This window comes from Flavobacterium sp., from assembly GCF_046073885.1.
Lineage (GTDB): Bacteria > Bacteroidota > Bacteroidia > Flavobacteriales > Flavobacteriaceae > Flavobacterium.
Genome location: NZ_JBJTND010000054.1, coordinates 1 through 15,467 on the forward strand (window position 1 = coordinate 1; position 15,467 = coordinate 15,467).

A 15,467-nucleotide genomic window follows, 5' to 3' on the forward strand; every position below is an offset into this window, starting at 1 on the left:
CGCATACGATCCATTTCTACAATTTCGTCGCCACCATTAACAGAAACAGGCTGAGCTACTTGAGCAACCGGTTTTGGACTTGGAGCGCTTGGTGCAGGAGTTGCATTTCCTGATTTTCTGCTTTCAACATATTTTAAAATATCTTCTTTTGTAACACGTCCTTCTTTCCCAGAACCCGAAATTCCTTCTAGTTCCGCTATTGAAACACCTTCTTCTTTGGCGATATTTTTCACCAATGGTGAAAAGAATTTATCAGAATTTGAAAAATCAACTTCTTTTGCAGCTTCAATTGGTTTGGATACTTCTTTGATTATTTCTGCTGTAACTTCTGGTTCTGCTACAGGAGTTGCAGCAGCAGCAGCAGCTGCAACAGGAGATGAAACAGTTGCGCTTCCGCCTTCAGTTTCAATGATTGCAATTGTTTGACCAACTTTTACAACATCATTTACTTGAAATAATATTTCAACTAAAGTTCCAGATACTTCACTAGGCACTTCGCTATCAACTTTATCAGTAGCGATTTCTAAAACCGCTTCATCAGCAGCAATAGTTTCTCCTACATTTTTTAACCAGTTGGTAATGGTTGCTTCTGCAACACTCTCTCCCATTTTGGGTAATTTCAATTCGAACTTTGCCATATCTTTAAACTAAAGTTGTATATCGTTAATTGGTTTGCAAAATTAATGATTATTTTCAGGTATAATCAAGAATTATATAATTTTTACCTAATATTTTTTATTCTAAATTAAGTACTTCTCCTCGATCATTACTGTTATTACTTCCAATAATAAATCGAGCATTAGAAGAAATTAATTTAAATGTATGATTTTTTCTTTTATTATTTACCATAAACGCTATAGCTTTTTTACAAGAAACGCTAGATAAATCAATAACAAATTCAGTTTTAACACTCTCATCTACAACATCATTAAATTTTGTGCCAATTTTTTTTTCAAGCTGATGAAGCAACTCTTCCTTGTTTTCTCTATCAGAAATCAAACAATAAGCATCTGGTTTTATTTTTTCAAATTTTGCACCCTGAAACCTCTTAACTATTGAAAATAAAACAATTCCGATATTCATAAAAATGGAAAAGAAAAAAGACACCTTAAAGTGTTTTCTATAAAAGAAATTCATAGCTTCTTGAAAACGTTTCATGTAGGTTCCATCCCTAACGGTGCTTTCTCCTTTAAAATGAATCACCGTGGTATCATGAAAATAATAATTGTATTTTCCTTTCAATAATGCCTGATAACTCAAATCGATATCATCGGAATACATGAAGCAATTTTCATCAAAACCACCTATTTCAGTATATAAATCCTTACGCATCACCATAAAAGCGCCTACAAGTATTTCAACTTTTCCGGATTGATTTTCAGACAAATGCTGGGCATAATACTTTCCAAATAAATTGGATATTTTATACAATCCAAAAATCTTAGTAAATGAAACCCAAGGCGTTGGAATTCCGCGTTTGCTTTCTGGTAAAAAGTTTCCGGCACCATCGACTAATTTACATCCAATAATTCCGGTATTTGAATTCCAATTTGAAGGATTTAAAATCTTAGAAAATGTATCTTCAGCAACAATTGTATCCGGATTTAAGATACAAATGTATTCACCTTTTGCTTGTTCAACTCCTATATTATTTCCTTTTGGAAAACCTAAATTTTCAGAATTACTAATTAATTTAATACCCGGAAATTGTTGCTTCATCATGGTACAACTTTCATCTGAAGAATTATTATCAATGACAATAATTTCACCATCAATCCCCTCAAGTGCTGTTTGAACACTTAACACGCACTGCTCTAAAAAATAGCGCACATTATAATTAAGGATGATTACAGATAGTTGCATAAAAAAAGTAGAATTGATACTAATTTAAGAATTACAATTTGTAAATGTAACTTTCACTTGGAGCCAAAGTTATATGAATTGTTCCCAAGCCGTTCGCCACTTGTAATTGGTTGGAACTACCATACAATTGATCGGTAACAGTGTAAACTCCATCATTTAGGCGCCATTTTGCAATAACATCGGCTTGGATTTTAAGGTCAATTGTGGCTTCTTTTTCTTTTGAAAAATTAACAACAATTACAAGCTTTTCATTGGCAGACCAACGAACAAATGCATATTTACTTTCATCAAAATCGTTAGTTTCTTTTCTATTTATTGTTTGAATTTCTTCAAATTGCCCCATTAAAGCCTCACTTTTAAGCGTGAAATTCAATAATCGTTTATAAAAATCCCTAATGCTTAATTCTTTTTCTGATAATTGACCTCCGTCAAATTTACCTTCGTTCATCCATCTTTGGTGATTAGGCACCCCAACATAATCAAAAATAGAAGTTCTAGAATGAGTACCAAAACCGCCATTTTCATTCCCTGGCTCTCCTACTTCTTGTCCAAAATAAACCATAGTTGGAGCAGATCCAATAGTTGCAGAAACTACCATTAGCGGTTTTCCATTTTCTCCACTACCTGCAAATTCGGGGCTAGCCAATCGTTGCTCGTCATGATTGTCTAAGAAATGAAGCATGTGACTTTCAATATCGGCCATACTCTTTTGGATATCCGTAAGCCCATCAGCGCTTGATCTTCCTTGAATAATTTCTTTTAATTTATCATAAGTTGCCACTTTATCATATAGATAATCCATTTTACCTAGATAAATATAATTTCTATATTCATTCGGATTATAAACCTCTGCCATCAAAAAGGCGTCTGGATTTTTCATTTTGATAGCCGAATTCATGTAACTCCAAAACTCATAAGGCACCATTTCAGCCATGTCATAACGAAAACCATCAACTCCTTTTGAAGTCCAGTATAATGCAATATCTCTGAATTTTTTCCAAGAACTTGGCACCTCTTTGTTCTTCCAAAATTCAAAATGTTCTTTATATGATTTCTTGTCAAAGCCTTTTGGTAATTCAGGAAAATCTTTTGAACCATCAGGACGAATTCCATAATTGACTTTTACCGTTTCATACCAATCATTAATATCGGGTTTAGCCAAACGTGATCCGTTACCTGTCCATTTTGCTGGATTTTCATCAAATTTTCCGTCTATTAATGGATTAGATTCGCCGCCCAATGGTTTATAGCTATCCGAAGTAGGCACCTCAAATGGTTGCCCTGGTATGTAATAAAAATTATTGTTTTTATCGTATTCTACATTAGTATTATCATCGGCTCCAAAGTCGCGAACCCCCTTCGGATTATTTAATCCAACATATTTTCTTGCAATATGATTGGGAACAATATCAATAATTACTTTCAAACCATTTTTATGCGTTCGGGCAATAAGCGCTTCAAATTCTTCCAATCTTTTAGAAGGATCTACAGCCAAATCCGGGTTTACATTATAGTAATCTTTCACTGCATAAGGCGAGCCGGCACGGCCTTTTACAACTTCGGGATCGTCATTAGAAATTCCGTATTTAGTATAATCATTTACTAAAGCATGATGCGGCACTCCGGTATACCAAATATGAGTTACACCAAGATTTTTTATTTCCGATAAGGCCTTATCCGTAAAATCATTAAATTTTCCAACGCCATTTTCATCAATGGTTCCCCATGGTTTATTGGTTGTATTTTTATTTCCGAATAACCTCGTAAAAACTTGATAAACTACCTGCTTTTTTTTAGCGGCAATAACTTTAGCTTGGGGTTTAGAGTTTGTTTTCTTTATTTGAGAATTAGCGCTTAGCGAAAAGCAAACCAATGTGAGTACCAGAAATTTTTTCATTTTATTTATATTGGAGGTCATAAGTCACAAAGATAAAAATTTGAAGTGCTTTTTAATCTATTAATAAAAAAATCTTAATAAACATTTGAGTTGACTCTATTTTCCTAAATTTGCGATCTAATTATACTGCAATAAAAATCTCAATGAATTCTGATTTTATTAAATACCAAGCTCAAACCTCTCCTTACCCTTTAGGTATGGAAGTTTCGCATGCAATAGGATCATATGTTTTTGACACCAATAACAAAAAGTATTTAGATTTTGTAGCAGGTGTATCCGCTTGTTCATTGGGACACCAAAATCCGCGAGTAAATCAAGCTATCAAAGACCAACTCGATAAATATTCCCATGTAATGGTATATGGCGAGTATTCTCAGAGCCCAGCGGTGCAGTATTGCAAATTATTAGTTGAAAATTTACCTGCTTCTTTAAACAAAGTCTATTTGGTAAACTCAGGGACCGAAGCTTGTGAGGGAGCGCTTAAATTAGTGCGTCGTGTAACAGGTAGAAGTCAATTAATATCTTGTCACAATGCCTACCATGGCAATACGATGGGATCAATGAGTGTCATGGGATTTGAAGAGCGCAAACAAATTTTTAGACCCCTAGTTCCCGATGTTGATTTTATTACTTTCAACAATGAAGAAGATATCCAAAAAATTACAACCAAAACAGCCGGAATCATTTTAGAAAGTATTCAAGGTGGTGCTGGATTTATCCAACCTGAAAATGATTTTTTAGCAAAAGTCAAAAAAAGATGTGAAGAAGTTGGAGCACTTTTAATTGTTGACGAAATTCAACCTGGATTTGGAAGAACAGGAAAATTATTTGGTTTCGAAAATTATAATGTAATTCCAGATGTAGTGATAATTGGAAAGGGAATGGCCGGCGGAATGCCTGTGGGCGGTTTCATTGCAAATGAAAAACACATGGATTTATTGAGCCACGATCCTAAACTAGGACACATTACCACCTTTGGAGGTCACCCTGTTATTGCAGCTGCTTGCTTGGCAACACTTCAAGAAATAATCGAAAAAGACTACGCCAGACAATCGCTAGAAAAAGAAAAATTATTCCGAAAACTACTCATACATCCTTTGATTACAGAGGTTAGAGGAAAAGGATTAATGCTTGCAGCGATGACGGCCAAGACTGAAATAACCGACCGAGTAATATTACGATGCCAAGAAAAAGGACTTATTTTATTTTGGTTATTATTTGAAGGAAAAGCAATCCGAATCACTCCTCCACTTACCATTTCTGAAGAAGAAATAAAAGAAGGCTGCAAAATATTACTTGAAGCTTTAGATGAAGTTTTAAATAGTTAAAGATTAAAATTTAAGGTTAATAAACTTCAATCTCCCATCTTCTGACTTCTGTCTTCCAACTTCCAGCTTCATCATTTTCTGTTAATTAATTTGTTCAAAACAAAATTAGAAATGCAACTATTTCTGATCCTAGTTGGATACCTTTATAATAGTTTATTTCAATTCAATTGTTATGCATTTAGATCACGAAGAAGAAAACTACAACTTGTCCTTGTCAAAGTTTGAATCCATGTTGAAAACCAACAAGGTACTGTTTTTTGATTCGGAAGAATTTGAAGAAATAATCCTACATTATTTGGATATGGGTAAAACCAATTTGGCTAAAAAAGCATTAAAAATTGGTTTGGAACAACATCCAAAATCTACTGGCTTAAAATTAGTTCAGGTGGAAATGCTCATTTTTGAAGACAAATTAGAATTGGCAGAGAAACTACTGAACGACCTTTACTTTTTAGAGCCTACCAACGAAGAAATTTACATTCAGAAAGCAAATATCTACTCGAAAAGAGACGATCATGAAAAGGCGGTAGAATTGCTGTCGGAAGCTTTACAATATACCGAAGATTATAGCGACATCTATAATTTAATTGGTATGGAATACCTGTTCATGGACAATTTAGAAATGGCGAAAGTTAATTTCATAAAATGTTTAGAAGAAGATATTGAAGACCAATCTGCTATTTATAATGTGGTTTATTGTTTTGAATTTTTAGATCAAAATCAAGCCGCAATTGAGTATTTAAAAAAATACATAAATAAAAATCCGTATTCAGAAATTGCATGGCACCAAAAAGGCCGTTTGTATTATGGAATAAAGGATTACGAAAATGCGGTTCGTTCATTTGAATATGCAACGTACATTGACGATAATTTTGTTGGTGCTTTTATGGAGAAAGGAAAATCTCTAGAGCGTTTAAAACGCCACGAAGATGCCATTGAAAGCTATGCAAAAACAATAGAATTAGACGATCCTACCTCGTATGCATTATTACGAATTGGAAAATGTTACGAAAAATTAGGCAAAAACAAAGAAGCCCTAGCTTTTTTCAATAAAACCGTTCATGAAGATCCTTTGTTAGATAAAGGATGGATTGCAATCACCGATTTTTATGTGCGTCAAAAAAAATATGAAAAAGCATTAGAGCATGTAAATAAAGCCCTTTCTATAGACGATCAAAATCAAGCTTATTGGAAGCGATTTGCAACAATAAACAAAGCTTTAAATTTATTTGAGGATGCAGAATATGGATATCGAAAAGCAGTTGAACTTGGCGATTACCAGCTAGATACTTGGTTGTTTTGGGTAGATGTATTGGTAAATTTAAATGAAACAGACAGTGCTATAGTTACACTTTTACAAGCATCTGAATATTTCCCTGAAGAATACGAAGTAGAATACCGCTTAGCAGGTTTATACTATACACAAAACGAAGCAGAAAAAGGCTCTTTTCATTTAAATAATGGATTACGATTGAATTTCAACAACCATACTTTGTTGAATGAATTATTTCCTGCGATATGGAATTTGGAAAAAATTCAATCCTTAATTAATAAGTACCAACACTAATGAAAAATAGCATTTTAATACTTGCTTTATTAGCAGTCACTTGCTCTTTTGGTCAAGCCAAAAAATCAAAATCCGAACCAAAAAAAGCTCCTGAAGCTATTGAGGTAAAAGATCGTGACGAAATAATCTCCATTGAATCTGCTCCAATAATAAACGAATATGACGATAATAAAATTTACAATACTGCTGGAATTGAGGTGCAACCAGAATTTCCAGGAGGTCATGATAAATTAGCATCCTACATCTCAAATAATTTTGTCTATTCGGATGAAATGAAAGAAGCGGAATTAAAAGGAAAGGTATTTGTTTCTTTTGTAGTAGAACGAGACGGTTCCTTAACAGACATCAAAATAATTAGAGGATTAGGATATGGAACCGAAGAAGCTGTACTTAGAATACTAAAAAGAATGCCGCGTTGGATGCCTGGCGAGCAAAATGGTAAAAAAGTGAGATGCGCTTTTTCATTTCCAATAACAATTTATGCTACCAAATAATAAAAAATTCGGCTTGATAGGGAAAAATATTTCCTATTCTTTTTCAAAAAAATACTTCACAGAAAAATTCACACAGGATTTATATGAAGATTGTGTTTATGAAAACTTTGATCTGCAAAGTATCGACGAATTTCCAAGCATTCTAAAAAACAACCCCAACTTAAAAGGCCTTAATGTAACTATACCCTACAAAGAAGCCATAATTCCATATCTAGACACTATATCTGATAAAGCCTTTAAAATTGGTGCAGTAAATGTGATTCGGTTTACCAAAAAAGGAAATTTAAAAGGCTATAATTCTGATTGGTATGGATTTAAAAAATCTTTAGAACCGCTATTACAACCGCATCATAATAAAGCACTTATATTAGGAACAGGTGGTGCAGCAAAAGCTGTTGCTTTTGCACTCGAGCAACTCGGAATAAACTATTCTTTTGTTTCAAGAGAAGCCAACCAAAACACCATCGACTATTCGTTAATTAATGCTACTACTTTTGATAATCATCAAATCATTATCAATTGCACACCTGTTGGCACAAGTCCGAATACCTCAGAGTTCCCTCCTATTCCTTACAACTTTTTTTCTCCAAAGCACATTGCATTTGATTTGGTATACAACCCTGAAGAAACCCAATTTCTAAAGAAAGCTAAAAAGCAGGGAGCAATAACCAAAAACGGTAAAGAAATGCTCGTTTTTCAGGCTGAAAAAGCTTGGAAAATTTGGAACAAATAAAAATTGATTTTCTCTTTTCTTAAAATTCAAATACAGAAGAACCTCTAACTGTTTGTAATTAAGGGATACTTTAGTATCTTTAGCCCTCCAAAAAAGGAAAATTGTATAACCTTACACATTTAAAATAATGTCAGAAGAATTGAATGATAACCTACCAGTTAACGAAAACGCGGTAGATGGAATTGAAAATTTAGAATCACAAGAAACCATTTCAATTGAAAGTCAAGAAGTTGAAAGCGTTACTTTAACCGAAGAAGCTACTGAAGAAATTGCAGAAGTGGCTGAACCAGCTGCAGCGATTTCAACTGAAAAAGTTATTGAAGATAAAGCTGAAGCTACTCCAATTGAGGCAGCTACAGACGAAAGTGAAGTTGCTATGAATGCAATTGCAGATGCCAATGCAGAAGAAAGTGAAGACGAAACTTTGATTGGTCGTCACGAGATTCCGTTGCAAGATTATGAAGCAATGCCAATGGAAAAATTGGTTGAAGAACTAGAAGTTCTTGTTGCTGCAGAAAAGGTAATGTCGGTTAGAGAACACGTTGAAGAAATAAAAAGAGCATTTTTATCGAAATACCATCATTTTATTGAGGTGAAAAAAGATGAATTTCATGCTGAAAATCCAGAAACTACAGAAGATTTCCATTATAATTTTCCTTTAAAGGCAAAATTTGATTCCTTATACAATCAATACAGAGATAAGAAAAACGCCCATTTTAAATCGTTGCAAAATAATTTGCAGTCCAATTTAGAAAACCGAATGCAATTGGTTGAAGAATTGAAAAATCTGGTAAACAATTCAGGTGGAAATATTTCAAATTCTCTAAAACAATTGAATGACATTAGAGAAAGATGGAAAAATGCGGGACCAATTCCAAAAGACAAATACAATCACGTTTGGAATAATTTCCATTTTCATATTGAAAATTTTTACGATTTCCTTCATTTGGATCGTGAAGCTAGAGACATTGAGTTCAAAAACAATTTAGAGCAAAAACAAAAAATAATAGCTCGTGTAGCCGAATTGGTAAACGAAGCAGACATCAATAAATCATTCCGTGAATTACAAGATTTACACCGTATTTGGAAAGAAGATATTGGCCCTGTTTCAAGAGAGCACAGAGAAGAGATTTGGAAACAGTTTAGCGACTTAACCAAACAAATGCATGACAAAAGAGAGGCCTACTATGAAAGTTTCAAAGCGAAAGAAACTGACAATTTAGAAAAGAAAAAAGGTCTTATTGCACAATTAGAAGTGCTAGCTCAAGAAAAAGTTGATACCCACCAAGCTTGGTTAAACCAAATTACTAAAGTGGAGGCGCTAAGAAATGAGTTTTTTGCTACGGGTAAAGTTCCTTCGGAAGTAAACGAAGCTACATGGACTGCTTTTAAAACTGCGGTTAGAAACTTCAACTTACTTAAAAATTCATTTTATAAAGAAATCAAAAAAGATCAAAATGATAATTTAAGCAAAAAACAAGCATTAGTAAATAAAGCAAACGAACTAAAAGTAAGTGAAGATTTTGCAGCAACGACTCCGGTGATGAAACAAATTCAGGAGGAATGGAAATTAGTTGGACATGTTCCAAGAAAATTTTCAGATGCATTATGGAAAGAATTCAAAACTGCTTGCAACCATTATTTTGAACGATTAAAAGAAAGCAAATCGGAAGAAAATGCTGAAGAAGTTGCAGCTTTTGAAAAGAAAAAAGAATACCTAGAAGGTCTTCGTACCTTTGAATTAATTGGAGATCACAAAACCGATCTTGATGCAATTAAAGCACATATTGAGGCATGGAAATCAATAGGAAAAGTTCCTTTTAACCGCAGACATATTGAAGGCAAATTCAATAAAATATTGGATGCTTTATTCGAAAAATTAAGCTCAAGCAAAAAAGAAAGCGACCTATTGCGTTTTGCTAACAAACTTGGAAATCTTGAAGATAGCAGAAAAATTGACAATGAAAGAGTTTTTATTATGCGCAAAATTGATGAAGTTCAAAATGAAATTTTCCAATTAGAAAATAACATTCAGTTTTTTCAAAATGCGAAGAATGCGAAGAAAGAAAATTCTATTGTAACCGAAGTTCGAAAAAATATCGAAAGACATAAAGAAGAACTTCAAACTTGGAAAGAAAAACTTGTTCAAATTAAGAACCTAAATAATTAATAAAACGCCCGCTTTAAGTGGGCGTTTTTTTTGATTATGACAAATATCATTTTAAGTGATATTTTAACGAATTAATTTTGACATAAATATCCAAATTATGTCGGTTTCTTTAATTCAAAAATACAACGTTCCGGGACCAAGGTATACGAGTTACCCAACGGTTCCGTATTGGGAAGAGGACTTATTTTCTGGAGAATTATGGAAAACTACTTTTATAAAATCGTTTGAAGAAAGCAATCAAACGGAAGGCATCAGTTTATACATCCACCTCCCTTTTTGCGAAAGCCTGTGTACATTTTGCGGATGCAATAAAAGAATCACTAAACGACACGATGTTGAAAATCCGTACATCACTGCAGTACTCAAAGAATGGAAATTGTATTGCGAGCTATTACCAAGCCAACCAATTATTAAAGAAATTCATTTAGGTGGTGGAACGCCAACTTTTTTTTCTCCCGAAAATCTAGAGACTTTAATCAAAGGCATCTTCGAAAGAGCCATCAAAGCTCCGGAGCACGAATTTAGTTTTGAAGGACATCCCAATAACACCACACGAACGCATTTGCAAACCTTATATAACTTAGGTTTTAGAAGGGTTAGTTATGGTGTTCAAGATTATTCAGACAAAGTACAACAAGCCATTCATAGAGTACAGTCCTTTCATAATGTGGCGAAGGCAACCTTTTGGGCTAAAGAAATAGGATACACTTCTATTGGCCATGACTTAATATTTGGCTTACCTTTTCAAACATTAGAAGAAGTAATTGACACTATTGACAAAACCAATTCGTTACAACCCGATCGATTGGCATTTTACAGTTATGCCCATGTGCCTTGGATTAAAGGCAACGGACAACGCGGTTTTAAAGATGAGGATGTACCAAAAGATGAGGCCAAGAGACAGTTGTATGAAGAAGGGAAAAAGCGCTTGGCTGCAAATAAGTACCATGAAATTGGAATGGATCATTTTGCTCTTGCAACCGATAGTATGTACCAATCGTTTCAAGATAAAAAACTGCATCGGAATTTTATGGGGTATACATCTTCCAAAACAAAATTGATGATTGGACTAGGAGTTTCCTCAATTAGCGACAGTTGGTATAGCTTTGCTCAAAACGAAAAAACAATTGAAGATTATTACCACCGAATTGATAGAAACGAATTGCCTGTAGTACGCGGACATATACTTACCGAGGAAGATTTAAAAATAAGAAAACACATCCTTAATTTGATGTGCCAGTTTACTACCTCATGGGATACTAAAGAAAGTTTTTTTGTAGGAATACCCGAAATTCTTAGTCAATTACATGAAATGGAAACCGATGGTCTTATTTCAATTGAAAATAATACGCTTACCGTAACTGAAAAAGGAAAACCTTTTGTAAGAAATATTTGCATGGCCTTCGATTTAAGAATGAAACGCAAAGCACCACAAACGCAGTTATTCTCCATGACAGTATAAAAAAAATCCCCAACTGAAAAGTTGGGGATTTTTACTATTTGTATATTAAACTAAAACCCATTCGCCACTTGCAAGCATGCTTTCGGCTTTTTTGTATTTCATGGTTTCTGTTTTTCCACTCATAACATGTTTAATTGTTACGTTGTCATTTCTGTTGATTTTTGGCTGATCTCGAACAATGGTTTCAGTAACTTGTCGTTGTTGCATTTGTCCTGCTTCTCGATTGCGTTCTGCCAATTCATCTGAATTCAATACCTCATCTTTAGTTTCGGTATATTTTTCTTTTCTTTTTACTTCTTTAGCTTCTTGAATGGTATTGTTTTGCTGAGGCAAATCTCCTTTAAACAAGAACGAAATTACTTCTTTATTCACACCATCCAACATATTTCTAAACAAATTAAAAGCTTCCAATTTGTATATCAACAACGGATCTTTTTGCTCGTGAACTGCAAGTTGAACCGAAGTTTTCAATTCGTCCATTTTGCGTAAGTGTTTTTTCCAAGCCTCATCAACAATTGCCAATGTGATGTTTTTCTCATAATCAGCAACTAATTGAGCTCCCTGTGATTCGTAGGCTTTCTTTAAATCGGTAACCACATTTAAGGATTTGATTCCATCAGTAAACGGAACTACAATGCGCTCGTATTGATTATTCGGATTTTTATATACATCGGTAATAATAGGAAGTGCTTCTCTAGCAGTACGTTCTGTTTTTTCGGTATAAAATTCCATTACGACTTTGTATAATTTTCCGGTCAATTCCATCTCCGACATTTTCTCAAACTCACTTGAAGTAAATGGAGAGGTAATCGCAAAATAACGAATCAATTCAAACTCGAAATTTTTAAAATCATTTACCGCTTTGTTATCACCTACAATAACTTCACACGTGTCATACATCATGTTGGCGATATCCAGTTTTAAACGCTCACCATGCAAAGCATGACGACGGCGTTTGTAAACTACTTCTCTTTGGGCATTCATTACGTCATCATATTCCAATAAACGCTTACGAGTACCAAAGTTATTTTCTTCTACTTTTTTCTGTGCTCGCTCAATAGATTTGGTCATCATTGAATGTTGAATCACTTCCCCTTCCTTCAATCCCATTCTATCCATTACTTTGGCTACTCTTTCTGAACCAAAAAGACGCATCAAGTTATCTTCTAAAGACACGTAAAATTGAGAACTTCCTGGATCTCCTTGACGACCTGCACGACCACGTAACTGACGGTCTACACGACGAGAATCGTGACGCTCGGTACCAATAATTGCTAAACCTCCAGCTGCTTTCACTTCGGGAGTTAACTTAATATCGGTTCCACGACCTGCCATATTGGTTGCAATTGTTACTACTCCTGGTTTTCCAGCTTCGGCAACAATATCCGCTTCTTTTTTATGCATTTTAGCATTCAATACATTGTGATTGATGCCACGCATTTTCAACATTCTGCTTAATAATTCTGATATCTCAACCGAAGTTGTTCCAATTAAAACCGGTCTACCTGAAGCAGATAGTTGGGTAACATCTTCAATAACTGCATTGAATTTTTCACGAACCGAACGGTAAATTAAGTCTTCTTTATCGTGACGTGAAATCCCTCTATTTGTTGGAATTTCAACAACATCTAATTTATAAATTTCCCAAAGCTCACCCGCCTCTGTTACCGCTGTTCCTGTCATACCTGCCAATTTGCTGTACATACGGAAATAGTTTTGTAGAGTAATTGTTGCAAAAGTTTGTGTAGCTGCTTCAATAGTTACTTGCTCTTTAGCCTCAATCGCTTGGTGTAATCCATCTGAGTAACGACGGCCATCCATAATACGACCTGTTTGCTCATCAACAATCATAATTTTGTTATCTACAATTACGTATTCTACATCTTTTTCAAAAAGGGTGTAGGCTTTTAATAATTGTGTAAGGGTATGGATGCGCTCCGATTTAATTCCAAAATCTTGAAACAATCTTTCTTTTGCCTCTAGTTCGGCATCTTTATCTAAATTTTGTTTTTCGATGTTGGCAATCTCGGTTCCAATATCTGGTAGGACGAAGAACGTTTCATCAGTATCTTTAGACAAGAATTGAATTCCGTTATCGGTTAATTCTACTTGATTGTTTTTCTCTTCAATTACAAAATACAAAGCTTCATCTACAAGCGGCATCTTTCTATTGTTGTCGCTCATGTATTCGTTCTCGGTTTTTTGCAATATTTGCTTAATACCTTCTTCACTTAAAAATTTAATAAGTGCTTTATTTTTTGGCAATGAACGGTAAGCTCTCAATAATTGAAACCCTCCATCTTTGGTATTTCCTTCTTTGATTAATTTTCTAGCTTCCGCTAAAAATCCATTGGCCAACTGACGTTGTAAATTGTATAGATTTTCAACTTTTGGTTTTAATTCGTTAAACTCATGACGGTCACCATCGGGAACCGGACCCGAAATAATTAACGGAGTTCTCGCATCATCAATCAACACCGAATCTACTTCATCGACAATGGCATAATTGTGTTTTCTTTGCACTAAATCTTCTGGCGAATGCGCCATATTATCTCTTAGGTAATCAAAACCAAATTCATTATTGGTTCCATAAGTAATATCGGCTTCGTATGCTTTTCTTCTTTCGGCAGTATTTGGAGAATGGTTATCTATACAATCTACCATTAATCCGTGGAATTCAAATAAAGGGGCTTTCCATGTACTATCACGTTTAGCTAAGTAATCATTCACAGTAACTAGATGCACTCCGTTTCCGGTTAAGGCATTTAAATACAATGGTAAAGTAGCTACCAAGGTTTTCCCCTCTCCTGTTTGCATCTCTGCAATTTTACCCTCGTGTAAAACAATTCCGCCTATTAATTGAACATCGTAGTGAATCATGTCCCAAGTAATTTCCTTACCGGCAGCATTCCATTGGTTGGCCCAATTGGCTTGGTCTCCAACTAAAGTAATATACGGTTTAGTAGCAGATAATTCTCTGTCTCTTTCAGTTGCGGTTACAGTAATTGTAGAATTTTCTTTGAACCTTCTTGCAGTTTCTTTGACAACAGCAAAAGCTTCAGGAAGAATTTCCATCAATACTTTTTCAGAGATTTCGTAAGCTTCTTTTTCTAAAGCATCAATAGCGTTGTAAATATCTTCTCTTAAGTCAATATCGGAAGTATTCTCAGCTTCAAGTTTTTTAGCTTCAATTTCGGCATCTTGTTTGGCACGAGCTTGCTTTATCTTCTCTTTAAACTCGGCCGTTTTAGCACGCAATTCATCGTGAGACAAAGCCATAAGTGCCGGCTCTAATGCTTTAACTTTGGCAATATAAGGTTGTGTAGCTTTTACATCTTTTTCAGATTTATCCCCTACAAATACTTTAAGAATACTATTTATGAAACTCATAATTGGTTATTTATATTTTGGTTTTCCTTTTTAATTCTTTTCAAAAAAAGGAAAGTTGTTATGAACAAAAAAAAAGCCCCAAAGGAGACTTTTTTTCTGTGGTATTAATTATTTTTTTTAATATTCATCCTCATTCCAAAGATAATCTTCGTCTGTAGGATAATCTGGCCAAATTTCTTCCATTGATTCATATATCTCACCTTCATCTTCAATTGATTGTAGGTTTTCTACTACTTCCAGGGGGGCACCTGCTCTAATAGCGTAGTCAATAAGCTCATCTTTGGTTGCTGGCCACGGCGCATCACTTAAATAAGATGCTAATTCTAATGTCCAATACATCTTTTGTCGATTTAGTTTAGTGCAAAAATAAATTTTTTACTGAAAAAGGCAAGTAAAAAATGATTTATTTTTATTAAAAGTTAAGAACGTTTTTTTGTCTGTTTTATAATTTCATTTTTACCGAAAAAAAGGAAATGAAAATAAGGGCTTACTTTCGTGGAATCCATTGTATTTCCTCGGCGTTTAAATCTTTAGACAACTTTCGTGCCAATACAAAAAGATAG

The 15,467-nt window shown here is 34.3% G+C and carries 11 protein-coding genes and 1 pseudogene; 6 read left to right on the plus strand and 6 right to left on the minus strand.

The features are described 5' to 3' along the window. The 3 genes from ACKOWY_RS07555 to ACKOWY_RS07565 form a co-directional block, all read right to left on the minus strand. The coding region (locus ACKOWY_RS07555) for a biotin/lipoyl-containing protein (protein ID WP_408940831.1) at nt 1-638 on the minus strand (638 nt) is incomplete at its 3' end. 97 nt (nt 639-735) lie between these two features. Further along, nucleotides 736-1,863: a glycosyltransferase family 2 protein gene (locus tag ACKOWY_RS07560; RefSeq protein ID WP_408940832.1), complete on the minus strand. Its 1,128-nt coding sequence runs from the start codon at nt 1,861-1,863 to the stop codon at nt 736-738. 31 nt (nt 1,864-1,894) lie between these two features. Then, on the minus strand, nt 1,895-3,760 hold the full coding sequence (locus ACKOWY_RS07565) for an alpha-amylase family protein (protein WP_408940833.1): 1,866 nt from the start codon (nt 3,758-3,760) through the stop codon (nt 1,895-1,897). Between the two features lie 143 nt (nt 3,761-3,903). Between ACKOWY_RS07565 and ACKOWY_RS07570 the strand changes: the two genes are divergently transcribed. From ACKOWY_RS07570 to hemN, 6 genes are all read left to right on the plus strand, one after another. Beyond that, on the plus strand, nt 3,904-5,088 hold the full coding sequence (locus ACKOWY_RS07570; protein ID WP_408940834.1) for an aspartate aminotransferase family protein: 1,185 nt from the start codon (nt 3,904-3,906) through the stop codon (nt 5,086-5,088). 172 nt (nt 5,089-5,260) lie between these two features. Next, the gene (locus ACKOWY_RS07575) at nt 5,261-6,655 is read left to right on the plus strand and encodes a tetratricopeptide repeat protein (protein ID WP_408940835.1); all 1,395 of its coding nucleotides are present in this window, start codon (nt 5,261-5,263) and stop codon (nt 6,653-6,655) included. Further along, a complete protein-coding gene (locus ACKOWY_RS07580) occupies nt 6,655-7,149 on the plus strand; it encodes an energy transducer TonB (RefSeq protein ID WP_408940836.1) in 495 nt (164 codons plus the stop codon). Before ACKOWY_RS07575 ends, ACKOWY_RS07580 begins: the two co-directional genes overlap by 1 nt. Then, the gene (locus ACKOWY_RS07585) at nt 7,136-7,882 is read left to right on the plus strand and encodes a shikimate dehydrogenase family protein (RefSeq protein WP_408940837.1); all 747 of its coding nucleotides are present in this window, start codon (nt 7,136-7,138) and stop codon (nt 7,880-7,882) included. The genes ACKOWY_RS07580 and ACKOWY_RS07585 overlap by 14 nt, the downstream gene beginning before the upstream one ends. Before the next feature lie 127 nt (nt 7,883-8,009). Beyond that, complete coding sequence (locus ACKOWY_RS07590; protein WP_408940838.1) at nt 8,010-10,052, plus strand: DUF349 domain-containing protein; 2,043 nt, start codon at nt 8,010-8,012, stop codon at nt 10,050-10,052. 97 nt (nt 10,053-10,149) lie between these two features. Continuing rightward, nucleotides 10,150-11,514 carry an oxygen-independent coproporphyrinogen III oxidase gene (gene hemN / locus ACKOWY_RS07595; protein ID WP_408940839.1) on the plus strand — a complete coding sequence of 455 codons (1,365 nt, stop codon included), beginning with the start codon at nt 10,150-10,152 and terminating at the stop codon, nt 11,512-11,514. A 45-nt stretch (nt 11,515-11,559) separates the two neighbouring features. Here the strand turns inward: hemN and secA are convergent, their stop codons facing one another. The 3 genes and pseudogenes from secA to ACKOWY_RS07610 form a co-directional block, all read right to left on the minus strand. After that, entirely contained in the window at nt 11,560-14,904 is a 3,345-nt protein-coding gene (secA, locus tag ACKOWY_RS07600) for a preprotein translocase subunit SecA (protein ID WP_408940840.1), read from the minus strand. Nucleotides 14,905-15,021: 117 nt separating this feature from the next. Then, on the minus strand, nt 15,022-15,243 hold the full coding sequence (locus ACKOWY_RS07605; protein ID WP_022828503.1) for a DUF2795 domain-containing protein: 222 nt from the start codon (nt 15,241-15,243) through the stop codon (nt 15,022-15,024). Between the two features lie 148 nt (nt 15,244-15,391). Then, nucleotides 15,392-15,467 (minus strand): annotated as a pseudogene (locus ACKOWY_RS07610) (ATP:cob(I)alamin adenosyltransferase); the annotation flags it as partial.